The 26,680-nt window shown below is 34.8% G+C and carries 22 protein-coding genes; 15 read left to right on the forward strand and 7 right to left on the reverse strand.

Annotation, left to right across the window (positions count from 1 at the left end; all coding sequences use genetic code 11):
- The first annotated feature begins 24 nt into the window (after positions 1–24).
- The 11 genes from A3SG_RS20675 to A3SG_RS21830 all read left to right on the forward strand — a co-directional run bounded on the left by A3SG_RS20675 (position 25) and on the right by A3SG_RS21830 (position 14,927).
- Positions 25–348, forward strand: a complete 324-nt coding sequence (locus A3SG_RS20675; RefSeq protein ID WP_016988663.1) for a hypothetical protein — start codon at positions 25–27, stop codon at positions 346–348.
- A 16-nt stretch (positions 349–364) separates the two neighbouring features.
- On the forward strand, positions 365–1,390 hold the full coding sequence (locus tag A3SG_RS0103715) for a PKD domain-containing protein (protein WP_016988664.1): 1,026 nt from the start codon (positions 365–367) through the stop codon (positions 1,388–1,390).
- A gap of 335 nt (positions 1,391–1,725) precedes the next feature.
- On the forward strand, positions 1,726–1,929 hold the full coding sequence (locus A3SG_RS0103720; protein ID WP_016988665.1) for a hypothetical protein: 204 nt from the start codon (positions 1,726–1,728) through the stop codon (positions 1,927–1,929).
- 867 nt (positions 1,930–2,796) lie between these two features.
- The gene (locus A3SG_RS0103725) at positions 2,797–5,844 is read left to right on the forward strand and encodes a SusC/RagA family TonB-linked outer membrane protein (protein ID WP_016988666.1); all 3,048 of its coding nucleotides are present in this window, start codon (positions 2,797–2,799) and stop codon (positions 5,842–5,844) included.
- 11 nt (positions 5,845–5,855) lie between these two features.
- Positions 5,856–7,334 (forward strand): RagB/SusD family nutrient uptake outer membrane protein, encoded by a 1,479-nt coding sequence (locus tag A3SG_RS0103730; RefSeq protein WP_016988667.1) that lies wholly within the window; start codon positions 5,856–5,858, stop codon positions 7,332–7,334.
- A gap of 14 nt (positions 7,335–7,348) precedes the next feature.
- On the forward strand, positions 7,349–8,974 hold the full coding sequence (locus A3SG_RS0103735; protein WP_029596590.1) for a hypothetical protein: 1,626 nt from the start codon (positions 7,349–7,351) through the stop codon (positions 8,972–8,974).
- Positions 8,949–10,625: a family 16 glycosylhydrolase gene (locus A3SG_RS0103740; RefSeq protein WP_016988669.1), complete on the forward strand. Its 1,677-nt coding sequence runs from the start codon at positions 8,949–8,951 to the stop codon at positions 10,623–10,625. Before A3SG_RS0103735 ends, A3SG_RS0103740 begins: the two co-directional genes overlap by 26 nt.
- An 83-nt stretch (positions 10,626–10,708) precedes the next feature.
- Positions 10,709–13,012, forward strand: coding sequence for a beta-glucosidase BglX (bglX, locus tag A3SG_RS0103745; protein WP_016988670.1), 2,304 nt, complete (start codon positions 10,709–10,711; stop codon positions 13,010–13,012).
- Positions 13,013–13,018: 6 nt separating this feature from the next.
- Positions 13,019–13,774 (forward strand): family 16 glycosylhydrolase, encoded by a 756-nt coding sequence (locus A3SG_RS0103750; protein WP_016988671.1) that lies wholly within the window; start codon positions 13,019–13,021, stop codon positions 13,772–13,774.
- 374 nt (positions 13,775–14,148) lie between these two features.
- Positions 14,149–14,733: an RNA polymerase sigma factor gene (locus tag A3SG_RS0103755; protein ID WP_016988672.1), complete on the forward strand. Its 585-nt coding sequence runs from the start codon at positions 14,149–14,151 to the stop codon at positions 14,731–14,733.
- Positions 14,734–14,783: 50 nt separating this feature from the next.
- A complete protein-coding gene (locus tag A3SG_RS21830; protein ID WP_198008497.1) occupies positions 14,784–14,927 on the forward strand; it encodes a hypothetical protein in 144 nt (47 codons plus the stop codon).
- Between the two features lie 92 nt (positions 14,928–15,019).
- On the opposite strand, the gene A3SG_RS0103760 is transcribed toward A3SG_RS21830, so the two are convergent.
- Positions 15,020–15,670 carry an endonuclease III domain-containing protein gene (locus tag A3SG_RS0103760; RefSeq protein WP_016988673.1) on the reverse strand — a complete coding sequence of 217 codons (651 nt, stop codon included), beginning with the start codon at positions 15,668–15,670 and terminating at the stop codon, positions 15,020–15,022.
- A 280-nt stretch (positions 15,671–15,950) separates the two neighbouring features.
- On the opposite strand from A3SG_RS0103760, the gene bcp reads away from it, so the two are divergent.
- Entirely contained in the window at positions 15,951–16,403 is a 453-nt protein-coding gene (gene bcp, locus A3SG_RS0103765; RefSeq protein WP_016988674.1) for a thioredoxin-dependent thiol peroxidase, read from the forward strand.
- A 262-nt stretch (positions 16,404–16,665) separates the two neighbouring features.
- Here the strand turns inward: bcp and A3SG_RS0103770 are convergent, their stop codons facing one another.
- Entirely contained in the window at positions 16,666–18,141 is a 1,476-nt protein-coding gene (locus A3SG_RS0103770) for a TonB-dependent receptor (protein WP_016988675.1), read from the reverse strand.
- Between the two features lie 95 nt (positions 18,142–18,236).
- On the opposite strand from A3SG_RS0103770, the gene A3SG_RS0103775 reads away from it, so the two are divergent.
- Both A3SG_RS0103775 and A3SG_RS0103780 read left to right on the forward strand, forming a co-directional pair.
- Entirely contained in the window at positions 18,237–19,001 is a 765-nt protein-coding gene (locus A3SG_RS0103775) for an MBL fold metallo-hydrolase (RefSeq protein ID WP_016988676.1), read from the forward strand.
- A 13-nt stretch (positions 19,002–19,014) separates the two neighbouring features.
- Positions 19,015–19,515 (forward strand): hypothetical protein, encoded by a 501-nt coding sequence (locus A3SG_RS0103780; protein WP_035663371.1) that lies wholly within the window; start codon positions 19,015–19,017, stop codon positions 19,513–19,515.
- 41 nt (positions 19,516–19,556) lie between these two features.
- On the opposite strand, the gene A3SG_RS0103785 is transcribed toward A3SG_RS0103780, so the two are convergent.
- From A3SG_RS0103785 to A3SG_RS0103800, 4 genes are all read right to left on the reverse strand, one after another.
- Positions 19,557–20,195 carry an alpha/beta hydrolase gene (locus tag A3SG_RS0103785; protein ID WP_016988678.1) on the reverse strand — a complete coding sequence of 213 codons (639 nt, stop codon included), beginning with the start codon at positions 20,193–20,195 and terminating at the stop codon, positions 19,557–19,559.
- Between the two features lie 73 nt (positions 20,196–20,268).
- Positions 20,269–20,595, reverse strand: a complete 327-nt coding sequence (locus A3SG_RS0103790; protein WP_016988679.1) for a DUF4870 domain-containing protein — start codon at positions 20,593–20,595, stop codon at positions 20,269–20,271.
- A gap of 9 nt (positions 20,596–20,604) precedes the next feature.
- Positions 20,605–21,858, reverse strand: a complete 1,254-nt coding sequence (locus A3SG_RS0103795; RefSeq protein WP_016988680.1) for a dihydroorotase — start codon at positions 21,856–21,858, stop codon at positions 20,605–20,607.
- A 44-nt stretch (positions 21,859–21,902) separates the two neighbouring features.
- Entirely contained in the window at positions 21,903–23,831 is a 1,929-nt protein-coding gene (locus A3SG_RS0103800; protein ID WP_016988681.1) for a vWA domain-containing protein, read from the reverse strand.
- A gap of 220 nt (positions 23,832–24,051) precedes the next feature.
- On the opposite strand from A3SG_RS0103800, the gene A3SG_RS0103805 reads away from it, so the two are divergent.
- Positions 24,052–25,167 (forward strand): lactonase family protein, encoded by a 1,116-nt coding sequence (locus A3SG_RS0103805; protein ID WP_016988683.1) that lies wholly within the window; start codon positions 24,052–24,054, stop codon positions 25,165–25,167.
- A gap of 138 nt (positions 25,168–25,305) precedes the next feature.
- Here A3SG_RS0103805 and A3SG_RS0103810 read toward each other — a convergent pair whose 3' ends face one another.
- Positions 25,306–26,658: a DEAD/DEAH box helicase gene (locus A3SG_RS0103810; RefSeq protein WP_016988684.1), complete on the reverse strand. Its 1,353-nt coding sequence runs from the start codon at positions 26,656–26,658 to the stop codon at positions 25,306–25,308.
- Positions 26,659–26,680: the final 22 nt, after the last annotated feature.

Here is a 26,680-nt window from a genome sequence, read left to right on the forward strand (position 1 = left end):
GTAGAGAGCAGACCTGATTCTTCGATGGTCGCCAATATTAATTTTAATAACATAGAACACGCAGCCGAAAATCCCATTGATGAGGTTTTCTATGAAAATCGAGGGCGTTCTCGAACTGTAAGTAAGGTTGAAGGTGATTTAGTAGTGAATGATATCAATCGAGTACAAATATATAATGCCAGCTATACTTGGTATGCCAAAGATTTTGATTTGAGAGGTTTCTATCGGAAGGGACATTACCATTGGGGATATGAGGGTGACTTTTTGGTTTATATCCATAATCAAACTATGTTTCCTCAAACTATGCTTATCGATTACGTAAGAGTTTACAAAAACAGTAGCAACTAATCAAAATAATAAAATCATGAAACTAATAATGAATATAGTTAAGCAAATTTCAATTTTAGTCTTAACAATATCCTTTTATGGATGTACAAATGACTATACTGTTTATCCTGAGGTTGTTACGGCATTTACCTGTACTATGAATCCTGATACTGGCACAATATCATTTATAAATATATCAGATAATTCAAGAACGTATGAATGGGACTTTGGCGATGGAGAAAATTCCACGGAAATTAATCCTGTTAAAACTTTTGCAGCAGGTACCTACACTATAATTTTAGAAGCAAAAAATGAGTCTGGAGCCTCAGATACCTATGAAAGCGAGATTACAATAGTCGCTTGTAAGATAGTATGTACTCTAGAAACAGCTCAGTCTTTAAATGTGACAGACTTTAATGTAACGTTTCAATCAGAGCAAACTACTTCGACCATTGTTGACGATGGCGCCGTTAAAGTTCGAGCTGAAAATCCCGACATTGGCAATGTTGTAAACAAGTCTTGCCAAGTTGGAAAGATTACTGGAAGCCCAGATTTTCGGTATGCAAATAATCAATTTAATTTTTCTAATAAATTAGATTTCAACACGAAATCTGGTTTTAAAATAAAAATAAGGTCAGCCGCTATAAATACTAAAGTTACAGTGAAACTTGAACGAACTGGTTCTACAGAAAAAACAGTTGCTACGACGATTGCTAATGCTTGGGAGGAATTAACCATTGACTTTGGGGCAGTTGAGAGTAATAAATACAATAAAATTGTGCTTTTCTTTAATAGGGACTCAAACACATCAGGTGTATTTTATATTGATGATTTTAGATTGTATGGTACGGGCTCAGGCGGAGGAGGTTCAGGAAGTACTTTTGATGATGGTTTATTAACCAATGGTGATTTTGAAAACGGTAGTAATTCATGGATTATTGGAGTTGGTACTGATCCTGCTCCCGTTAGAACAAAAGGCGGCAATACTTTTTATTCAGTTAATGTTACTGCTGCTGGAAACTCATTTGATGTAAATGTTAGTCAAAAGCTACAAATAAAATAAGGCTCGACTCATACCTTAAATTTTGATGCTTGGTCTGATCGAGCAAAGACTATTATTGTAGGGATTGGTTTAAGTGGTGGAGATTTTTCTAATACAGTAGAAACGGTAAATATTACAACTACGCGCACGACCTATACACTTACATTATTAGCCGCTGGTTTTGGGGCGACTGATGCACGTGTATTATTTGATTCAGGTGCGGCCATTGGCGAATTGAATCTTGACAATGTATCTCTTTTCTAAAAAGGGATGGTGGAGGTGTTACAGGCGCTGGGATAGCATTATTTAATTTTGAAAATGGAATTAATTATTTCAATCTTTTAGAAGATGCAATTGTGGCTAATATTTCTAATCCAAAAGTAGCAATAAATACTTTTTTAAGAGTGATAAAATGGGGCAAACCTTCGAGCTCAGCTTTTTGTGCAGGAATTAATTCAGGACAAATCCTTGAGGGACCGATAGATAAATTATCAAAGGGAAGAATATTGATAATGATGGTATGGGCACCAAAAGGAAATATAAAAGTTAGGATGCGTTGAGGGCAGGAGCCAAGAATTATTCAACCTGCAGATCATGAGGTTTTTGAAATACTAACTGCATGAAATCGGCAGGTAACGTCAACAACTGATTTTAGCTTTCAAGGACAAGAAGCTTATCCTGAGACAAGTTCGTTTTAAATACCAATTGTGATGAGGTTGGAACAGGTAAACAATAGTAGATCGATGCTTTTTTGCCCAGAATACAAATGTTGTACAAAGGGAATTTATTTTTAATCCAATTCGTTTCGGTATTAAAATCAATTGTTATAAGGTCGGTGTATTTTACACCGATCTTATTTTTTTATAAATGCAGTTTTTTTAGTCTATTAGTATTTAACAGTTCGTTTTTTGTCTGGTATAGAAACTAAGGCTTACTACAAGACTAAATGTAAGATGTAAAAATAATTGATGTAACGTTAACTTATACTTACTTTTTATGTTGGCGGTACGCTTCTTATTTTTTACCAATTTACTATAAATTGATTTAAATAAGCTAGTTAATTTCAATTTAACCGTCCCATTACTAATTACAGGAACTCCTTTTTCTTATGAATAATAGTTACATTTTTTTAAGTAGTTCAATAGATTTTAACTTTTATATCGATTTCGCTATTCATTGAACTGTATAGTTGACAAGTAATTTTAATGTAATAACCATACATTACCACAACATTAACGTTGTCGTTAGCGTTTCATCTTAGTATACAGTGAAATATCTCACCCTTAATTCCTCAGTAAAAGCCTGTGTTTTATTTAAAATCGATAAAAAACAGTGGTTTTTTTAAAGTGTATATTTTATATAGCGGTTTTTTTTAACAAATCATTTAGTTTTCATTCTATTTTTATACTTCACAAAAAACATAAATTATGAAGTCGAATTATCTATTAATTATTTTTCTATTTCTCTCCACTTTTGGTTTCGCCCAGAGTTTTGATATTGGAGGGGTCGTAAATGAAAAAGAGTCTGGTTTACCTATACCAGGTGTAAATATTCAAATTAAAAATTCCACAAAAGGAACTGCAACAGATTTTGACGGTAAGTTTTCTTTAAAAGGAATTGCGTCAGGTTCGACACTTGTATTTACATATATAGGGTACAAAAATTTCGAATACAAAGTGACGGGCAATGATTCTCGTATTACAGTTTCATTGGTTGGTGATGCAAAAAGTTTGGACGAAGTTGTTGTTATTGGTTACGGTAGTCAAAAAAGACGAGAAGTAACCGGTGCGGTATCTGTTGTGGATAGTAAAACATTGGAAATTTTAAAGCCTGTTAAGGTAGAACAAGCCTTGCAAGGAACTGTTTCTGGTGTCAATGTGACGACAACTTCAGGAGCACCAGGTGCAGCACTTGATATTCGTATCAGGGGTATTGCAACCAACGGGCAAAACGGACCAACTACTATTATAGATGGATATGTGGGAGAACTGGGATTGTTAAATCCAAATGATATTGAAACTATTACTGTTTTAAAAGATGCACAAGCAGCAATCTACGGTACCATTGGTGCTAACGGGGTCATTTTGATAACCACTAAAACGGGTAAGAAGAATTCAAAACCCAAAATCAGTTTTAATTCTTACACTGGTTTTCAGGAAACAACAAAGACACTCGATTTGTTGAATGCTACAGAATATGCACTTTTACTAAATGAAAGCTATGCAAATGGAGGGAATCCTCTTCCTTTCACTAATGCAAGCGGACTTGGTAAAGGGACAAATTGGCAAAACGAGGTTTTTAACAAAGGTGTTCCAATTATCAATCACGATATATCAATTTCTGGAGGTTCAGATAAAGTGACGTATGCAGTAAGTGGATCTCATTTAGATCAAGAAGGTATTATTGGCGGTAACAAGTCAGGGTTTTTAAGGAATACAGCCAGAGTGTCGTTGGGAGTTGACCTTTCCGATAAATTGAAATTAAAAACAAACGTAATTTATACCTATTTCAACAGAAAATCATTGAATGAAAACGGATTGGGTTCTGTTTTGTTTAATGCTTTAAACACTCCATCTACGCTAACTCCTTATAACGCGAATGGTGATTTTACATTAGTACCAGGTACAACAGGATTAGGGAATGAAATAATCAATCCTTTAGCTCAACTTGCTAATACGTATAATGATTATAATTTCAAGAAATTAAACGGAAATTTTGGTTTGGATTATAAACTTTTTGATGGGTTTCTATTATCCAGTTCTATGGGTTTCAACACTTCAAATAGTAAATCGAAAATTTTTGACAAACAAATCAATTATGGTGGAAAAGTTTTTGACGTACAACGAAGTACTGTTGCTCAAAATGCTATAAATGATAATAATTACTCTTTTGATGTTTTTGGTACATATACTAAAACAATAGCGGAGGATCATAATTTTGTAGCTACCATTGGTAATACAATCTACAAAGAATGGGGAAATGGTTTGTTTGCTACGGGGTATGATGTACCGAATAACTCTTGGGATTACGCGGACATCTCACTAACTACTGGGTTTTTGGAAGCTAAAACGAATAGTTCTTATAACTATGACGAAAGAAGACTTTCTTATTTTGGTAGAATGCAATATGATTACAAGGGGAAATATCTTTTGTCAGCAATGCTACGACGTGATGCTTCCACAAAATTTGGACCAGGTAATAAAGTGGGTTATTTTCCCTCTTTTACTGCTGGTTGGATAATTTCTGATGAAGGATTTTATGGCGATGGAAAACTAGTGAACTTCATGAAATTAAGAGGAAGCTACGGAACTTTAGGAAACGATCAAATACCTAATAATGGATATGTTTCTCAACTTTCTGGTGAAGCAACTTATGTTTTTGATGGGACATTAATTAACGGTACTGCAAGTGGGCAAATTCCGAATCCAAATTTGAAATGGGAAGAAGCGCAAAAATTTGATCTTGGTTTAGACCTAAAATTATTTAATAATAAAGTATCGATTGTTACGGATTACTTTACAGATACAAGAAAGGATTTATTGATTCCAAATATACCGGTTTCAGGAATTACGGGTAATTACGCTCCTGGAGCTAGTGCACCTACAGTGAATGCTGGAACTGTAAAAAACTCAGGGATTGAATTTTCTATAGATTATAAAAATTCGTTCTCAGATAATTTTTCTATGAGTGCAGGCTATAATGTTACTTTTTTAGAAAATAAGGTATTGGAAGTTAATAACGGGACCGGATTTATAGAAGGGGGAGTTTTTGGTGTTGGTCAACCCGCTCCATCAAGAATGGAAGTAGGTCTTCCTATTGGTTATTTTTATGGATATAAAACGGATGGTATTTTCCAAAATCAAGCAGAAATTAATGCACATCCATCTCAGTTAGGATTAGGTGCTAATGCAGCTCCAGGAGATATGCGTTATGTGGATGTAAATGGAGACAATATTATCGATACAAAAGACAGAACTAATTTAGGAAATCCGATTCCAAAAGCGACGATGGGATTCAATTTGCAGATGAATTATAAAAATTTAGATCTTGCAGTATTCACATTTGCTTCTGTAGGAAATGATATGGTGCGAAATTATGAAAGAACACTTTCTGATGCTAACCGTTTGAATTATGTTTTGGATAGATGGACAGGAGAAGGATCAAGTAATATGACTCCTAGAGTTACCACAGGAGCTACGGCAAATAATGTTTTCTCTGACTACTTTGTTGAGGATGCTTCTTATGTAAGAATTCAAAACGTTCAATTGGGATACTCACTTAATTCCAGATATACCGAAAAAGCAGGCATTACCAAGTTAAGATTGTATGCAGGAGTAAACAACTTGTACACTTTTACAAAATATAGAGGTTTTGATCCTGGAGCATCAAATGGCGCTCCTATTGGTGGTGGAATTGACTATGGTTTTTATCCAACTCCAAGAACCTATTTGTTAGGTCTAAATATTAATTTTTAAGTAATATTAAAATGAAAAAGTATATATTTTTTACAATTGCTACTATAGTAATCTTTTCAACTCTTACTGTTTCTTGCAGCGATGAGTTTGTTAATCGAGATGTAGCATATTCTATAGATTCTGAGAATTATTTTAATTCTAAATCTGATTACGACAATGCACTAGTGGCGACTTACGACTTACTCCAGTCTTCTTATGTGAATGTGCTGCTAGGTGAGATTGCATCTGACAATACGTTAGCCGGTGGAGAAAGTCAAACAGATGTTATTGGTTTTCAACAAGTTGATGACATGATTCATACCCCGGTAAACAGTAACCTAAGAGACGTATGGAACTGGATGTTTGCAGGAGTAAACAGAGCTAATTATATTTTAGAGTTTCAAAACAAAACTAATTTTGAGGGTAAAAACCAAGTTATCGCTGAAGCTCGTTTCCTTCGAGCATATTACCATTTTGAATTGGTAAAATGGTTTGGTGGAATTCCAATGAAAGGAGATGTCCGTTTCAAAGTTGGAGATGAAAAAATTATTCCCCGCTCAACGGTCAAAGAGGTTTATGAGTCAATTGAAGCAGATTTAATTTATGCTTCTGAAAATTTAGCCGCTTTACCTGCACAAAAAGGAAGAGCAACAAAAGGAGCTGCTCTAGCACTTTTAGGAAAAGCATATTTATATCAAGACAACTTTCCTAAGGCGGCAACTACTTTAGAAAGTGTAATCACTGCAAGCAATTACTCACTTGTGGCAGATTATAATTCGATTTTTGAATCTGAGGGTGAAAATGGAGCTGAATCCGTTTTTGAAGTTCAATACACTGATGTTGAGGGAGCTGGTTTTGGCTGTCTGCAATGCAGTGAAGGAAATGTAGCTGTTGGTTTCAGCGGACCTAGAAATTATTCAGGGACCGTATTTACCTCTGGTTTTAGTTTTAATGTTCCAACACAAAAGATAGTAAATGCTTTTGAAGCAGGAGACAATCGTAAGGCTGTAGCCATTTTAGACATTAAGGATTGGGCATTAAAAACAGGCGCTACCTATGGTCAAGGATATGAGCATACTGGATATTTCAATAGAAAATACATACCAAGAAAAAGAAGTGCAAATGCTGCGGGAGATTTAAACTTAACGAATCCTAATAATTACAGATCGATACGTTATGCTGATGTTTTATTGATGGCAGCTGAGGCTTTTAATAGAAGCGGATTAAGCGATGTTAAAGCTAGAGGATACTTGAACCAAGTGAGAAGGCGTGCTTTTGGAGATCTTAATCATGATATTTCTGCATCAGGAGCGGCACTAACAGATTTTATTTTAGCAGAAAGAAAAATAGAATTAGTTGGTGAAGGGCATCGTTTCTTTGATTTAGTGAGAACTAAAAAAGCAGCTCAAGAAATAACTGGATTTACAGCTGGAAAAAATGAATTATTTCCTATTCCAATTGAGGAAATTCAGTTTGCAAATGGAAATTGGACACAAAACCCTGGATATTAAAACAAACAGTAATTATGAAAAATTTAAAATTAATAGCAAGTCTTCTTGTTTTTACGCTCTTTTTAGGGTGTTCAGAAGACAATTTAGATGTTGATTTGGACGCTTTGGAGGCGCCACAAAACATTTCAGCATTAACCACAGTGACTCAGGATAATACAGGAAAAGTTACCTTTTTACCTAAAGGAGAAGGAGTGACACAATATGAAATATTTTTTGGAGATGGAACAACTACTCCAGCTTATGTAGGTCCGGGCGGAACGGTAGAGCATACCTATAAAGAAGGTATTTATGATGCCAAAATTATAGGAACTACTCTTAACGGTAAAAAAACAGAAGTGATTCAAAAAGTGATAGTTTCATTCAAATCACCAGAAAACCTTCTAGTTACAATTGAAAATGATTTATCAGTTTCTAAGAAAGTAAATGTAAAAGCAACGGCAGATTATGCTTTGTTTTATGATGTTTATTTTGGCGAAGCTGGAAAACCAAATGCAGTAAGTGCTAATAACGGAGAGTCAATTTCTTATACATATCAAAATGCAGGTGTTTATACCATTAGAGTGGTTTCAAAAAGTGCTGCGATCAAAAGCACAGAGTATACTAAGGTTTTTACTGTAACAGTAGTGAACCAGCCTTTTACTTCTGCAGCAACTCCTCCTAATAGACAGGCATCGGATGTGATTTCGATTTATAGTTCAAAGTATGCTGATGTCGCCGGAACAAATTATTTCCCAGATTGGGGACAAGGTGGTCAAGGTAGTAGTTGGGCAGAATTTGATTTGAATGGGGACAAAATGCTTAATTATATTAAGTTGAGTTACCAAGGAATAGCTTTGGCAGACGGAAAAACAATTAATGTATCTGGAATGGAATTCATTCACATGGATGTTTGGACAGCGGATTTGCAAAAATTAGAAACTTCATTAATTAGTAAGACTAATGGTGAAAAACCAGTAGTGAAAAATTTGGTTGCCAACCAATGGAATAGTCTTGATATTCCAATTTCGGCCTTTACGAGTCAAGGATTAACAGTTGCTGATATTTTTCAATTGAAATTTGTAGGTACGCCATGGGCAGCAGGAACTGTTTTTATTGATAATATCTATTTCTATAAAGCGCCTTCTGCATTGATCGAAATGCCAATTGATTTTGAATCTACTACTTTAACTTACCCTTGGGCAGGTTTTGGAGCTGCTGATTTTGGACCGATTCCAGTTTCAGTAGTGGTAAATCCAGATAAAACAGGAAATAATCTTTCTAATAAAGTGGTTAAAATAGAAAAACCATCTGGAGCACAAGTTTGGGCGGGAGCAAGTTTGAATTTAGATTCAAAAGTTGATTTTACAAAGGGAACAAAAGTGAAAATAAATGTTTGGTCTCCTAAAGTAGGAGCGAAAATATTATTTAAAATGGAAGTGTCAACATCACCTAAAGATGGAAATGGAAATCCAACCGTTTTTGTAGAGATTGAAGCCACCACTACCGTTGCTAATTCGTGGCAAGTATTAACCTTTGATCTGACCAGTGCAGCAGCATTTAAAACGACGAATGCCTATGACAGAGTAATATTGTTTCCTGATTTTAACGTAGGTGGTACTGGAACAAGCTATTATTTTGACGATATTAAACAATCCAACTAAAAATATAAAAGATGAAAAAATAATTATTAACACATTCTCCATTTTTATACTGTTACTAATGGTGAATTGTTCGAAAGATGATTTTTCCTTTGGTTCATTGCAGGCTCCAACAAATCTGCAAGTTGCCGTGGAGCTTATCGGTAAAACAACAGCAAATCCCAATGGTGATGGGTCTGGTAAAGTTAAATTTACAGCAACTGCAGATGATGCGATATCTTATAAATTTATTTTCCCTGATGGTACCTCTACAAATGCACCTAATGGTGTTTTTGAAAAGCTTTTTACAAAAGTAGGTCTTAATTCTTACAATGTAACTGTTGTTGCTTCGGGCACAGGTGGAGTATCAACGAATACTACTGTTGAAGTAAAGGTTCAAAGTAACTTTGAAGATGCTGAAGCGGTTAAACTTTTAACAGGAGGTACTTCTAAAAAATGGTATGTTTCTGCTTCAGAACCAGGTCATTTGGGTGTTGGGCAAAACGATGGCGATGCGACTAAGAATTATTTCGCTAATTATTACCAAGCGGTTGCGTTTGAAAAAGCTGGTGCAGCAGCAACTAGTTGTTTCTACGAAAATGTACTAACGTTCAGTTTGGATGGCGGGGTCATGAAATTCAAATTGGATAATGGTGGCTCTACATTTTTTAACTCTAATTATTTAAGTGTAGGTGGCGGTGCAGGAAAAGATGATGCTTGTTTAGTTTACAATACAGGAGGTCTTAAAACGGTTGCTTTGAGTCCTTCAGAGTCAGTTGTAACACGCAATGCCGATCGTTTGACGCAAACAAGAGGTACTGCTATGAATTTCTCTGATGGCGGATTTATGGGTTATTATGTAGGACAAAGTTCTTATGAAATTCTATCAATTACAGATAATCGAATGACTGTGCGTTTTGTACAGGGAAATAATACAGGTTTAGCTTGGTACATGATTTTTACTACAACAAAACCAACGCAAGCGGTAACTGACTTTACAACGCTTAAGTTTTCGGATGAGTTTAATACTGACGGTGCACCTGATCCAGCTAAATGGTCCTATGATTTAGGTGCCGGAGGATGGGGAAATAGTGAAGCGCAAAACTATACCAATAGTGCTGATAATGTAATTGTTGCTAATGGAAATTTAAAAATCACCGCTAAAAAAGTAGGATCGGGATATACTTCGACTCGATTAAAATCAGAAGGTAAGTACAAGTTTACATATGGTAAGGTAGAAGTACGAGCGAAATTGCCTGCAGGTGGAGGAACATGGCCCGCTATTTGGATGTTGGGTTCAGATTATGCAACAAATACATGGCCGGGTTGTGGAGAAATAGATATTATGGAACATAAAGGAAATGAACCTAACGTGATTCATGGAACTTTGCATTATCCCGGTCGTTCTGGTGGTAATGGAAATGGAAGTGTTAAAACAATTACCAATGCTTCTACAGAATTTCATGTTTATAAAACGATTTGGACTGCAGCTTCAGTAAAAATATTTGTAGATGATGTATTATACCACACTGTAGCAAATGATGGCAGCTTACCATTTAATAAAGACTTTTTCATGATTTTAAACGTAGCTATGGGAGGAACTTTTGGTGGAGCAATAGACCCTGCTTTTACGCAATCTTCAATGGAGATTGATTATGTGAGAGTTTATCAATAACAATTAAGTATTTATTTATAGAGATTAAAAAGGTCGGTTGTTTACCGGCCTTTTAATTTTGATAATTTTAAAAAAAGAAATACATGAAAAATAATTTAAGATTTATATTACCCATCATTACGGCTTCCCTTTTAGTAGCGGGTTGTGGTGATAAAATAATGAAGCCATCTTTGTCTTACACGAAAGATAATATTTTAGAAAGGAAAGTGGATTCTGTTTTAAAGTTAATGACATTAGAAGAAAAAGTAGGACAACTTAATCAATATAATGGATTTTGGGAAATAACCGGTCCTACTCCTAAAGAGGGACAGGCGGCAAAAAAGTATGATGATTTAAAAAAGGGTTTAGTTGGGTCTATGCTCAACGTTAAAGGGGTTAAAGATGTTAGGGCATTACAAAAAATTGCAGTCGAAGAAACAAGATTAGGTATTCCTCTGATTTTTGGGTTTGACGTAATTCATGGATATAAAACTATAAGTCCTATACCATTGGCTGAGTCCGCAAGCTGGGATATGGAGGCTATTAAAAAATCAGCAGCGATGGCTGCAGAGGAGGCTTCTGCCGTTGGTCTAAACTGGACTTTTGCACCCATGGTCGATATTTCTCGTGATGCGAGATGGGGTAGAGTTATGGAAGGCGCAGGTGAGGATGCTTTTTTAGGAAGTAAAATTGCGGTGGCAAGAGTCCAAGGTTTTCAAGGAACAGATTTAGCGGCCACAAATACTATTTTGGCTTGTGCCAAACATTTTGCAGGGTATGGCTTTGCAGAATCGGGAAGGGATTATAATACAGTTGATGTGAGTGAAAGCACCTTACAGAACATTATTTTCCCTCCTTTTAAAGCAGCTGTTGATGCTGGAGTGAGAACTTTTATGAATTCCTTCAATGAATTGAACGGGGTTCCTGCAACAGGAAATCGATACTTACAAAGAGAAATATTAAAAGGGGATTGGAATTTTGATGGTTTTGTTGTTTCAGATTGGGGTTCTATCAATGAGATGATTGCTCACGGTTATGCAAAAGACAGTAAACAAGCCGCAGAAATTGCGATTAATGCAGGTTCTGATATGGATATGGAATCCAGTGCTTACGTAGGGTATTTAGTGGAATTGGTGCAGGAAGGGAAAGTAAGCGAGAACCTAATTGATGATGCAGCCAGAAGAATACTTAAAGTGAAATTTGAATTGGGGTTGTTCGATGATCCATATAAGTATTGTGATGAAATCCGCGAAAAAGAAACGGTAGGAAGCCCTAAGTTCCAAGAAGAGGTTTTAGATATGGCAAAAAAATCAATTGTCTTATTAAAAAATGAAAACGAAGTGTTGCCTCTTAAAAAATCAGGATTGAAAATCGCGCTGATAGGAGCATTGGCAAATGATAAAACGAGTCCTCTGGGCAGTTGGAGAATTGCTGCTGATGATGAAAGTGCTGTTTCAGTATTGGAGGGACTTCAAGACTATAAAGGGAATCAACTTAGCTATGCTAAAGGAGCTGATGTTAGTGTTGGAAGAACCCAATTCGTTTGGGAGACCAAAATTAATATGACGGATAAGAGTGGTTTTCCGGAAGCAATTTCCGCAGCAAAGCAGGCTGACGTCGTTATAATGGTTTTAGGAGAGCATGGTTTGCAATCTGGTGAAGGAAGAAGTAGAACTGATTTAGGATTGCCAGGAGTACAACAGGAGTTGTTGGAAACAATTTTCAAAGCAAACCCTAATGTTGTTTTAGTTTTAAATAATGGACGTCCATTGGCTATGCCATGGGCTGACGAAAATATTCCAGCTATTGTGGAAGCTTGGCATTTAGGGAGTCAAAGTGGTAATGCTATTGCTCAAGTCTTGTACGGTGACTATAATCCGAGTGGAAAATTACCAATGACATTTCCAAGAAATGTAGGTCAAGTACCCATTTACTATAATTATAAAAATACAGGAAGACCCATTATGAATGAGCCAGAAAGTGTTTTTTGGTCGCATTACATTGATGAAGAAAATACTCCGCTGTATCCATTCGGGTACGGTTTGAGTTATTCTAAATTTGAGTATTCTGATTTAAAACTGAGTAGCAGTTCTTTTTCCAAAAACGGAAAAATAGCTGTTTCAGTAAAAGTTAAAAACGTTGGAAAAGTTACTGGAAAAGAAGTGGTTCAACTGTATATCAGAGATCTGATAGGCAGTGTAACAAGACCTGTTAAAGAGTTAAAAGGTTTTGAAATGATAGAATTAAAAGCTAACGAAACGAAAGAAATTACTTTTAATATCGATGAAAAAACAATCGAATTTTTTACTGCTAATCGTAAATGGGAAGCAGAACCGGGCGACTTTAATGTCTTTGTCGGTGGAAGTTCAGTGAAAACCTTACAAACGAATTTTCAATACTCTAACTAAATAAAAATGAAAAAATTTTTAATATTACTTCTTATTGGAAGCGCTTGTTTTGGACAGGGGACTAAGAGAAAACTAGTTTGGGAAGAAAATTTCAAGGGTAAACACTTAAACGAGGAAATTTGGAATGTTGAATTAGGAAATGGTTGTCCTAATTGCGGTTGGGGTAATAATGAACGACAACTTTACACTAACGAAAACCATATAATCGCAAAGGGAAAGTTAGTAATTACCGCAAAAAAAGAAGGAGAAAAGTACACGTCAACACGAATCACTACAAAAGCTAAAAAAGAATTCCAATATGGTTATTTTGAAGCCAAAGCAAAATTGCCCGTTGGGCATGGCATCTGGCCCGCTTTTTGGATGTTGGGGTCTAATATTGATACAGTAGGTTGGCCACAATGTGGTGAAATTGATATCCTGGAATACGTGGGAAGAGAACCTAATATTATTTTTACTTCTTTGCATACGCAGGACAGTCACGGAAATACCATCAACACTAAAAAAACAAAGATTGAAGATATCGAAGAAGGCTATCATATCTATGCGATGGATTGGTCCAAAGATAAAATAGATTTTTTTGTTGATAATAACTTAGTATATACTTTCAATCCAGAGAATAAAACGGAAGCCATTTGGCCTTACAATCAACCCTTCTTTTTTATTGTCAATTTGGCAATTGGAGGAAGTTTTGGAGGACCGGATGTTGACGATTCCGTTTTTCCGCAAGATTTTTCTGTAGATTACATTCGAGTATACCAATAAATATAGGTCTTTACTGTAAGAAAAGTAGCAAGTAAATTTCAACTTGCTACTTTTTTATTTTCAGGCCTGACCGTATTTTGATATTTTTTTTTATATTTGAGCGCTGCTCTTTATTATGAGAAAATTAAGGGGGACAATGTTCTTCAAATTCTTTTTACTGTTCAACAAAAATAATTAAATGGAAAGTTGAAGTCCTTGTTTTTAACGCTTTAAAAATTAGGGTGTTAATTTTTCTTAATTTTATTTGTTTGTTAGCGTAAATATTTGTTAAATTTGATTATCAAACTAATATTAAAAAACCAATAGCCTATACCATAAAACTACTTTTAGGAAAAATTACTCCAAATTTTAAACAAGAACTAAAAGGTATAACTATGGCTAATATACAATCTCCAGACGCTTTATTGGTGCAAGAATATGTAGCAGGTAATGAAGAGGCCCTGTCCACATTAATCAAAAGACATGAATCAAGAATTTACGGCTTTATCTATTCTAAAATTTCAGATAGAGACATTTCAAATGATATTTTTCAAGATACTTTTATTAAAGTAATCAAAACGCTAAAGTCTAATTCATACAACGAGGAGGGTAAGTTTTTACCTTGGGTTATGCGAATCTCCCACAACCTCATCATAGATCATTTTAGAAGAAACAAGAAAATGCCTCTATTTAGAGAAACAGAAGAGTTTTCAATCTTTTCGATAATGTCTGATGATTCCCCTACAATAGAAAATAAAATTATAGCCGACCAAGTGGAAATGGATATAAAGAAGCTAATCGAAGAGCTTCCTCTTGATCAAAAGGAGGTGTTGGTCATGCGCATGTATCAGGATATGAGTTTTAAAGAGATTTCTGAAATTACAGGAGTAAGTATCAATACTTCCTTAGGCAGAATGCGTTACGCTTTAATGAACCTAAGAAAAGTTATTGATAAGCACCAAATTGTTTTAACGAATTAACAATATATAGAGATATGCCACGTTATTAATAAAAACAAATTAATCACAGCATGGCAAAAATTTACTCTAAAAAATCATTACCCGTTAAGGTAATGAAACCAAGAAAAGAAGTCGTTTCTTTTTTACTAAATTATTCAAAGGCGCTAAGCATGATAGAAATTGACAATCATAGTTATGAGATTATTTCAAATTAGTATTATTGTTAGTTGAAATGCTTAAAAGTCAAGTACTATTGTTCAACTTGAATTGATGAATTTCACTATTTTGTATATTAGAGTAGTGAAATTTATTTTTTATAGTACGTAGCTAAAACCGTTTTCCTTCCTATGGTTTTAGTGATAACATCATTTTCTAAGTCCCAACCTCGAGCAGGGGAATATTCTCTTCCATACCATATAATTTGCAAGTGCAGATCGTTCCAAGTTTCTTCGGGAAATATGCGTTTCGCATCTTTTTCTGTTTGGATTACATTTTTACCATTAGTCAAATTCCAGCGGTACATTAAGCGGTGAATATGAGTATCTACTGGGAAAGCCGCAACTCCAAAGGCCTGAGACATTACTACACCAGCTGTTTTATGTCCTACAGCAGGTAATTCTTCTAGAAACTCAAAGCTCTGTGGAACTTTTCCTCCGTGCTTGTCGATTAATATATGTGACAACCCATGAATTCCCTTTGATTTCATTGGTGATAAACCACAGGGGCGAATGATTTCTTTTATCTCTTCCACTGACATTTTGATCATATCATACGGATTATCTGCCTTGGCAAAAAGTAATGGCGTAATTTTATTAACCCGCACATCGGTACATTGTGCAGAAAGTAGCACTGCAATCAATAAAGTATAGGGATCTTTATGGTCTAAAGGAATAGGAATCGTAGGATATAATTCTTTTAACGTATTTATAACAAAGGTTACCCGTTCTTGTTTAGTCATTTTTGTATTTTTATATCCTGTAAAAATAATATAAATTTTAGGATGTGCCTAATCCAGCTGTTTATTACAAGTCCTCCTTCAAAAAACTTTTTTTCTAAGTTTATAAAGGAGCTTCCTGCCGGTCGCTCTTTATAATCAATAAAAAATAGGTTTTTTCAGTCTGGGCTTTCCATTACCATCTGGGGCAGAAAAGGTATAACTTAAACCAATAATAAGCAATAACAAAGCATTGTGACCTTTGCGAAAGAACTTAGCGCACAGGGCGGATAAATAAAAAAATATGACAACATTAAAAAAAGGGGACAAAGCGCCTGATTTTTCAGCAATGGACCAAGACGGTAACGCTCACAAATTAGCAGATTACAAGGGAAAAAAATTAGTAGTTTTCTTTTATCCCAAAGCAAGTACTCCCGGTTGCACGGCCGAAGCCTGTGATCTTAGAGATAATTTTGATCGCTTTAAAGCCAATAACTATGAGCTATTGGGAGTTAGTGCAGATGCACAAGCAAAACAGGCTAAATTCAAAGAAAAATATGATTTTCCGTTTCCGTTATTGGCAGATGAGGATAAATCAGTAATTGAAGCTTTTGGTGTTTGGGGACCTAAAAAATTTATGGGAAAAGAATACGATGGAATTCATAGAACCACTTTTGTAATCGACGAAAATGGAGTAATAGATGAAGTCATCGACAAAGTCAAAACTAAAGCTCATGCTGATCAAATATTGAAGTAAATCTTTATTATTTTATAGTGCAATGTCGTTTACTTAACAATTACTCGCGCTATTTGTCACGCTGGAAGCGTCTCCGCAAAGTTGCTCACCTATCTTGAGACGCTTTCAGCGAGACAAATGAAGTGGTGTAGTTTGTAAAAAACAGAATGGTTTGTTATCCGATAATACTGTGTTCATAATTAGTACAAATCTTCTCATTTAAAAATAAAAACCTCGTTTAAAATAGCTTTAAACGAGGTTTTTTTGTGTTTTATAGTTTGTATTAACTATCATTACTTATATTATTTTCTTTCAAAGCTTTAGTTGGGTTGTACCCAAAAAGGCTATATTCTTTGATGATTTCAGCAATACCGGAAGGAAGCATTGGTTCCCAACCAGTTTTACCATCACTAATCATTTTTAATACCTCTCGTGAGAATACTTCTAAAATTTGAGGATCATAATCATCGATATCGACCACTTTTCCATTGAATTTGAAGAATTTGTATAATTCTTTCATTCTTGGATGTACTTTTAGATTTTCGGAGGTAGTAATTTCCTCGTTTTCGTCTAACATTGGATATAAAAACACCTTCATGTCTCGGAAGAATAATTTCCCAAACGCTTCTAATATTCCTCCACTTAAATGACGATAGTATTTTTCGTCAAAAATATCAACTAAGTTATTAACTCCCATGGCTAATCCCATTCTTGCTTTGGTATAATTGGCAAAATACTCAACCACTTTATAATATTCTTGGAAATTTGAAATCATTACCGTTTGCCCCAGTGAACAAAGTAATTCGGCTCTGTCCATGAAATCGCGTTCGTCAATTTCACCATCAGAACGTAAGTTTGATAATGTGATTTCAAAAATAACTAGTGTGTTTTCTTTCTCGACTTTATTTTCTTCAAGAAACATTTTTAATGATTTTTCATACATATCCATATTTACTTTCGTAACAGGACGGAAACTGCCCCTTAGAGCAAGGATATTCTTTTTATACAAGATGGCTGCCGGAAGTATGTTGCGGCCTTGAGGATCAAACATAACCGCGTCAGTCATTCCGTTTTTAACTAATTGTAAACTCATTAAACGGTTGTCTACATCCGCAAAACGGGGACCTGAGAAATTTATGGTATCTATTTCTAGTTGGTCTTTGTCTAAATGATCATATAAATAACGTAGTAATCGTTTCGGGTCGTTGTATTTATAATAAGCACCATAAATTAAATTTACTCCTAAAACACCAAGAGTTTCCTGTTGCAATCTAGCATCAGTTTCTTTAAAACGGATATGAAGTATAATTTCATTGTAGTCTTCATCTGGCTCAATTTGGTACCTTATACCAACCCATCCGTGGCCTTTAAATTGTTTGGCAAAATCAATGGTAGCCACAGTATTAGCATAGCTAAAAAACATTTTATGAGGATGTTTTTCCCTACTCAACCGCTCTTCAATTAGCTGGCCTTCCATGGTAATCATTCTTTTGAGCCTGCTTTCCGTAACGTAGCGTCCGTCTTGCTCTATGCCATAGATTGCATCACTAAAATCTTTGTCATAGGCAGACATCGCTTTCGCTATAGTTCCCGATGAACCACCAGATCTAAAAAAATGTCTTACAGTTTCTTGTCCTGCACCGATTTCAGCAAAGGTCCCATATATATTTTCGTTTAAATTTATACGAAGGGCTTTATCTTTTATTGATGGTATTTGAGCGATGACTTTATCACCTTTTAATTTTATTTCTGTATCCATTATATTTTAAATATGGCTAATTTGATACAAAGTTAGTTAAATAGGTTTCTTATGAAAGATAATTAATCCTATTTTTGTAAAAAAATAAAGAGCAATTGAAGGTATATTTTTTAGGCACTGGTACATCGCAAGGGATTCCCGTTATAGGAAGCAATCATCCTGTATGCAAAAGCACTGATTTCAAAGACAAAAGGCTCAGAGTTTCTGTTTGGGTTACTTGGGACGGTCATTCTTATGTAATTGATTGCGGCCCTGACTTTAGGCAGCAAATGCTTGCATCTAATTGTGAAAAAGTAGATGGAATTCTTTTTACTCATGAACATGCGGATCATACTTCAGGTATAGATGACATTCGTCCGTTTAATTTTAAACAAGGAGAGATTCCTATTTATGCACACGAACGTGTGATTAGTAATCTTCAGGAACGCTTTAATTACATTTTTACAACGGTAAATCGATATCCTGGTGCACCTTCTGTAAAAACGATAGCCGTTGTTAACGATGAACCGTTTCAAATAGGGAATAAAGTTGCGATTCCTGTAAATGTAATGCATGGTAATCTCCAGGTTTTTGGCTATAGAATAGATGATTTTGCTTACCTTACTGATGTCAAGACAATTGATGAAAGTGAGATCTTAAAGCTTAAAAATTTAAAAGTATTAGTTCTAAATACTTTAAGGGAAGAGCCTCACTTCTCTCATTTAAACTTAGAAGAAGCCTTAGATTTAATTGCACTCTTAAAGCCTGAAAAAACATATTTAACGCATATAAGTCACCACTTTGGTTTTCATGAAGAAGTGCAAAAAAAGCTACCTGAAAATGTTTATCTTGCTTATGATAATTTAGAAATTATACTTTAATAAAAAAAATAAAATGAAAAGATCTTTTATGCTCTATGCGGTTATATTACTAGTTCTCATGAATGTTTTTACCTATAGCTTTTATAATGGAGAGGTCGCTTATGAGCAAAAAAAATATGAAAAAACAACTAAAAAATTAAAAGAAAATTTGAAGGTAGTTACTGCCAAATTGGATGACGCTAATTATTTTTCTTTGGAAAAAAATGAAAATGCCCAAAATTATTTTGACTCCGAGGATTCAGAAAAAATGGTTAAGTATGAAAAGTTAATTCCTTATGTAACCGAGAAATTATTGGATTTCAACGCAAATCCAAAAGGAAATCCTTATGCAGGTCAAGATCAGCTTGGGGCTAATAAATTCATTATCAATAAAGTGAAAGTGTTAAACCACCGATGGATTATCGCTGACTACAGTGATGGGGAAATGTGGGGTGAAGTATTACTCAAGTATTTCGTGAATAGTGATGAAAGTATTTCTTTTGAAGTAAATCAAAGTTTACTGTACCAGAAATAAAAAAAGGTTCCACATTTGGAACCTTTTTTTTTGTATTTGTTTTATAACCAGTTTTTGAAATCAGCAAAAATTTGTGGAGAGATTCCATGGCCAATAGGGTATTCCTTATATACTGAGTCTACTGTTAATGCATCCAAAAAGGGCTTTGTTTTTCTTGCCCAGGTTACGGGAATTACCTGATCAACAACCCCGTGCGAAGCAAATATACTTAGTTTTGAGAAATCGTTATTTCGATAATTTTCTTCTAGAACGTCCTCATTTATATAGCCACTCAAAGCAATTACGTTCTTGATCTTTTCAGGATGTGATAGTGCAATGGCATAACTCAATATGGCACCTTGGCTAAAGCCCAGCAAAGAAACCGCTTTTGCGTCTATCGGATAATTGAGGATTAATTCATCGATGAAACTGGCAATTAAATCTCGAGAAGATTTTGCCTGTTCGTTGTCTGAAAATTTATTTTGGTCTGCATCAAAATTGATGGCGTACCAGGCATAACTACCGTATTGTAGGTCATAGGGCGCTTGTGCAGCTATTACATAATATTCATCTGGAAGTTCATTTGCAAACGAAAATAAATCTTCGGCATTGCTTCCGTATCCGTGAAGTAAAAGTAAAAGTGGGTTTTTGTCTAATTTTATTTTTGGCTCTCTAACGAGGTAGTTTAAGGATAAATTCATTTTTGTTTATTATTTTAAAAGTGTTGTCAAGGTCTTAAACTTTGACAAAAGGAAGGGGTTTTGAAAGAAAGATTCAAGAGATATTTGAAAACCACTTTTGGAAAAGGGTACCCAAGAGCGGCATTGGTTTTGTTTCTCCTTTTATTGCGCTGAACATGCCATAAGACCACAACACAAAAACGAAAACCCACATCAAAGTAGAAATTAACATACTATCAAAATTACTTATAATTAAGCCTAATGAGATGAAAGTAAGTGTTATTCCTAGTCCTTGACGGATGTGAAACGAGGCAAAGGTATTTTTGTCTTCGGAGTTCATGGACATGGCGATAAAAACACCTATACCTAAAATATAACTGGTGATTGCTGCCGTTTTTCCTTTTTCAATAGTATTATTCATGTTGTCGTATTATGCTAAAATTAATTTTCCTTGGTTTACGATTCCGTAAACTTTTCCTTTTATTTCTGTTCCCAGAAATGCTGAGTTTTTAGATTTTGATAGTATGGCAGCTTTGGTAAAAACTGCTTTTCCTTCTGGGTTAAATAAACTCATACTTGCTATGGCTCCTTCTGAGATAGAATGACTTTCGATACCAAAAACTGTTTTTCCTGATGTTAATTTTTCTATTATTTTTTCTAATGGTAAAACGGTCATTAAGGCAGCGTAAGCACTTTCAAGTCCGATGGTTCCATTTTTAGCCATATCAAACTCCATTTTCTTGTGTTCTATATCCATCGGGTTATGGTCTGATGTGATCATATCAATGGTATTGTCCAATACTCCTTTGAGCAATGCTTTTCGATCTTTTTCTGTGCGCAAAGGAGGTGAAACTTTGAATCGGGTATCAAAACCTTCCAGTTTTTCATCGGTCAATACTAAATGATGCACCGCTACGCTGCAGCTTACTTGTAATCCTTTTTCTTTTGCCTCTTTGATTAATTGAACTGATTTTGCAGTAGAAACAGTTGGGATGTGCAATTTACCTCCGGTGTACTCCAATAAAAATAAATTTCTCGCAATTTGTAATTCTTCGGCTAGATTAGGAATTCCTTTGAGCCCTAATTGAGTTGAAACTACTCCTTCATTAACTACTCCTTGTCCTTTTATTTTTTCGTCTTGAGGGAATGCGATCACTAATCCGTCAAAATCCTGCACATATTGTAAAGCGATTTTAAGCAAATTAGCATTGTCTTGGCTTTTATTATAATCTCCAAAGGCAATCGCTCCACAATTTGTCATATCAAATAATTCCGCCATATCTTTTCCTTCACTTCCTTTTGTCAAAGCTCCTATTGGAAAGAGTTGTGTAGCATTTCCCATCGCTTTATTCTTAACGAAGTTAACTTGTGCTTGATTGTCAATAATAGGGGAGGAGTTGGGTTGCAAAGCGATAGCAGTAAAACCACTTTTTGCTGCAACAGTCAATCCATTCGAAATAGTTTCCCTATCTTCATAACCTGGCTCTCCAAGTGAAACGCTACTATCAAACCAGCCTTGTGATACATGCAGATTCTCTAATTTTATTTCTTTGGTTTTATCTGAATTGGGGAGGGAAGTAGCTATTTTTTTTATAAAACCATCTTCAACTAAAATATCTACTGTCTTATTGTGAAAAGGACTTTTCGAATCGATTATTTTGGCGCTACGGAGGATAAATTTCATATATAAAGACTATTTTTTTAATTTTAGATTTCAAAACAAATAATTCATTTCATAAATCGTAAGATTGCCATTTCAGTTACCAGAAAGAGTAGTGCAAAGATAAGAAACCATTTCCAAATTTGATTGTCCAATCGGTTGGTTTGTAATGTGTCAAATACATTTGCAATAGAATCAATTATTTTGTAGCTAGAAAGCAAGTTTTGATTGACTGCGCTAAGATCACTTTCACTTCTGTCATAGTTAAAACTAATATTGTCCAAAGCTTCTTTTTGGTTGTAGATTCCATAATTTCCTGCTTCTTCTGGATAATCATTAAACGATAATTTTACTTTATCATTTATGATTCGTTGCATGGGTATAAAACTTTCAGATGAATTGTTAACGGTTAATATCGCATCTTTCGATAGCGTAACATCAACTAAATAGGAATTTGTATCTCCAATAGTAAATGCATTTATACCTTTTGGCTGGTTGTTCATTGCCATTTTATAGAAAGTAGGAACGATGAGCGGAGACTGCTGAAAATTTGAATTTCTAGTATTTATAGGTGCCGAAAACACATAAACGGTAGAAAGTGCATTTGGTAATGCGGTTAAGAATGTACTTTGATCGTCATTATAAAGTGCTGCTGGATTTGTATTTGATATTGTAAAGGAACCGTTTGTTTTCGGATATTGGAAATTAGTAATTCGGTTTTCAAAAACAGCTTTAAACAGCGGATGACTGAAATTGATTTTAGTGATTAGTTTTTCTATGGGTTCGAAAGATTTAAACTGGATGACTCCAAAATTACTGAGAAACTGTTCCAAGTTTGCTGCTGTATCTTCTTCTGAAGGGATAACGACAAGACTACCGCCCTTTTCCACAAAAGATCTTAGAGTCGTTTGCAATGCTTGCGGAATAGCATCAAGTTCATTTAATACGATTAGATCTTGGTTTTCAATACTATTGTAGTCTAATGAGCCAATGGGAGAGTTGATAAAATTGAATTCACTATCTGTGTAGACCCGACTTAGAAAATTGCTTTTTTCGGACGTGCCAATGCTAATGACATTCGTCTTTTTTATTTTGGAAATACTGCAATATAAAATATTGTCGTAGTTAAGACCATTATCAGTAATGGAAACATAACCGTGGAAGGGCTGTTTTGGAATAGTAAAATTGATGCTCTTTTTTTTGGTTTCAAAGTTAACTGCCGTTTTTGCGATCATTTTATCCTGATTATAAATGGCTATTGATACCGGTCTGTAATCAGTGCCGTAATGCGATAAGTCAACTATTATTTCATAAAAATCATCAGATACTTCATTAATGTAAACGCTGTCGACAGCAGTATTGTTCTTTTGTTCTGCCGTGGGGATTATAAAATAGGGAACATCATTTTTGTCGCAGCTTTCAAGTTGTTTCGCATCGAGGCCTACGGCGTCTGTAATAATGACAATATCTTTTTTAAAAGAGGATTTATGTGTTTTTAGCCGAGCCATAATAGAACCTAAGTCAAATGGCGAAGCGCTATATTTCAGGTTTTGAAGGACGCTGCGAATTGATTTAATATCGGTATTCCAAAAATTTTCAGAGTTCGTAAGCAACGAAAAATTAGTGTTTTCCGGAGTGTCTTCAAGTAGCTCCTGAACGGCTCGCTTCATTAGCTCTCCTTTTTTTCCTTTAGCCTGCATACTAAATGAATTATCTAAAATGATATACATTTCATTTGTGGTATTTTCTTTGTCTTTTGCTGCAAAATAAGGTTGGGCAAAAGCGATAACAATACAAGAGAGTAATAATAATCGACAGCTAAGAAGCAACCACCTTTTTATTTTAGAGCTTCTTCTGGTCTGCACAGAAAGTGCTGAGAGGAATTGAACGTTAGTGAAATATTCTTTTTTAAAACGGCGAAATTGAAATAAATGAACCAAAATTGGTACTATCAACAGGAAGAGAAAGTATAAAATTTCGGGATGTTTAAATTGCATTCTTACGTTGAGTTTACTACAGTGGATTATATTCGAACTGAAGTTATAATCAAAAATACGAATTTGTTGACATTTGCAAGACGCTATTGTTTAAATATTTTTGTAAAGGCTCTCATTTATTTATAACAAATAAAATTTTAATTGGTTTTATATTTTTCAACTGGTTTAAAACAGATTTCGATATATTATGTAATTTAGCTTTCAATTATAATTTAAGAAAATGAAAAAGCAATTTGTCTCCCTTCTGTTCCTTTTAATTTGCAGTAGTATTCAAGCTCAAAATAATAAATTTAATTTGCTTATCGGGACATATACAAAGGGGTGCGATAGCAAAGGAATTTATATGTATGAGTTTGATTCTGATACGGGTGATTTTAATTTTAAAAATGCTTCCGAAAACACTGTAAATCCAAGTTATTTGACGGTTTCTACTGATAATAGCTTTGTTTATTCCGTAAACGAAAACGGTAATGAAAGTAAAGTAAGCGCTTTTAGTTATACTCCTTCCAATGGTAAATTAGATTTTATAAATTCCCAGAACTCGATGGGGGCAGATCCCTGTTATATTATTAATGATGAAAAGAATGTGATTGTCGCTAATTATTCTGGCGGAAATATCGCTGTCTTCGGAAAAAACAGTGATGGAAGCATTGGAGAAGCTAAACAGGTGGTTCAGCATTATGGAAAAGGAAGTAATGTTAAAAGACAAGAAGGTCCGCACGTTCATATGGTTCATTTTTCTCCAGACAGAAAGTTTGTTTTGTCTAATGATTTAGGGAATGACAAGGTGTATTCTTATGAATACAATCCAAATTCGAATAGGACCGCATTAAAATTAAAAGACAGTTTTGCTGTTGCGGCAGGAAGTGGTCCAAGGCATTTGGCGTTCAGTAAAAATGGAAAGTATATTTATTTATTACAGGAACTTACTGGAGGTTTGACGATTTTTTGTTATTCGAAAGGGAAATTGAAAAAAGTGGATCAAACGACTATTTTAGAGAAAGACTTTCAAGGAACTTTTACTGGAGCCGACATCCATATTTCGCCTGACGGAAAATTTCTATATGCCTCAAACCGTGGGGAAGCGAATACAATTTCAACCTTTAAAATTCTAAAAAATGGAAAATTAGAATCGCAAGGACAAACAAGTTCGTTGGGTAAAGGACCACGAAATTTTGCAATTGATCCAACTGGTAATTTTCTTTTGGTGGCACATCAATATACGAATGATATTGTGATATTTAAAAGGAATAAATCTACTGGTGCGCTAACATACTCCGGAAAAAGAATAGCGCTGTGTGCTCCGGTATGTTTGGTTTTCACTAAAAACAAGTAGAATTCATTTTTCATTATTGATACCGATGTAATATGAAAATTATGTTTACTTTTTTTATTGAATAAAAAAAGCTAGAGATGAAAATAGATTTTCATCTCTAGCTTTTTTGTTTTTTAGACTTATGGACTTTCAATAGTCTTATTTATTTTTGTCTTTTCTTTTCTTGTCTCTTGTTTTTAACATATTACGATTGACAGATCCATGGGTTTTTTTCTTGGTGACACCAGGACCTCCTAAATTGACTTTCTTATTCTTTTTACTTTTTTCTTGAAAGGCACCATCACCATCAAGATTCTTCTTTTTCATTAGGAACTTAACTACTTGTCGCTCTTTTTCTGGTTCGATTAACTTGGACGAAACTTCTACTTCAGTCGGGAATAGCTCAATTGCTAGCTCCATATTCATTAAAGCTTCAATCTCTGCTTTTGCCTCTTCCTCTCGTGGAGCAATGAAACTAATTGCTGTTCCCGTTTTATCAGCACGTCCCGTTCTACCGATACGGTGCATGTATAACTCTGGCATCGCCGGCATTTCAAAGTTAATGACATGGGTAATATTAGAAATGTCTAAACCCCTTGCCATAATATCTGTAGTAATAAGTCCTCGCAGATTCCCTTCCTGGAAGGAAGCCATCGTACTCAAACGGTAATTTTGTGATTTGTTAGAGTGAATTACTCCAAATTGATCTTCAAAATCTTCTTCAATGCGACCGTGAAGCATATCTGATATTTTCTTGTTATTTACGAAAATTAAAACACGACTCATGTCTTCGTTTTCTTGTAGTAAGTGTTTTAGTAGATTTACTTTGGTATTAAAATTAACTGCATTGTAAGCGACTTGTTTAATGTTTTCCAATGGTGTTCCAGAAGCCGAAAGAGTAACCTCTTGCGGATAATCAAAATAGTCATTTAAAATAGCATCTACTTCATCCGTCATAGTCGCAGAAAACAAGATGTTTTGACGTTTTTTAGGCATCATTGCCAAAATAGCAGTCAACTGCGTACGAAACCCTAAATTCAACATTTCGTCAAACTCATCGATAACTAGTTTTTGCATTTCTTCAAAACGAATCACATTGTCTAAGGTTAAATCCATGATTCTTCCTGGTGTTCCTACTAGTATGTCGCAACCTTGATAAATAGTTGTTTTTTGGGTATTGATGTTCACACCACCAAAAATACCTACCGTACGAACCGACATGTATTTGGTTAATTTTTCCACTTCCTCTACCACTTGAACTACAAGTTCACGGGTAGGGACAAGGATTACTATTTTCGGAGTATGTCCTGGGATAAATTTGTATAATTTTAATAAAGGTAATAAATAGGCAAATGTTTTACCAGTTCCTGTTTGTGCAATTCCCATCATATCACGACCAGACATTATAACAGAAAAAGTTTTTTCCTGAATAGGCGTAGGGGTAGTAAAACCTAAATCGTCTATTGCTTTTTGGACTGATTTTGGAAGATTAAATTGCTCGAAAGTGGTCATAAAAGGTATATTTTTTGCAAAT

The organism is Flavobacterium sp. ACAM 123 (assembly GCF_000264055.1).
Classification (GTDB): Bacteria; Bacteroidota; Bacteroidia; order Flavobacteriales; family Flavobacteriaceae; genus Flavobacterium.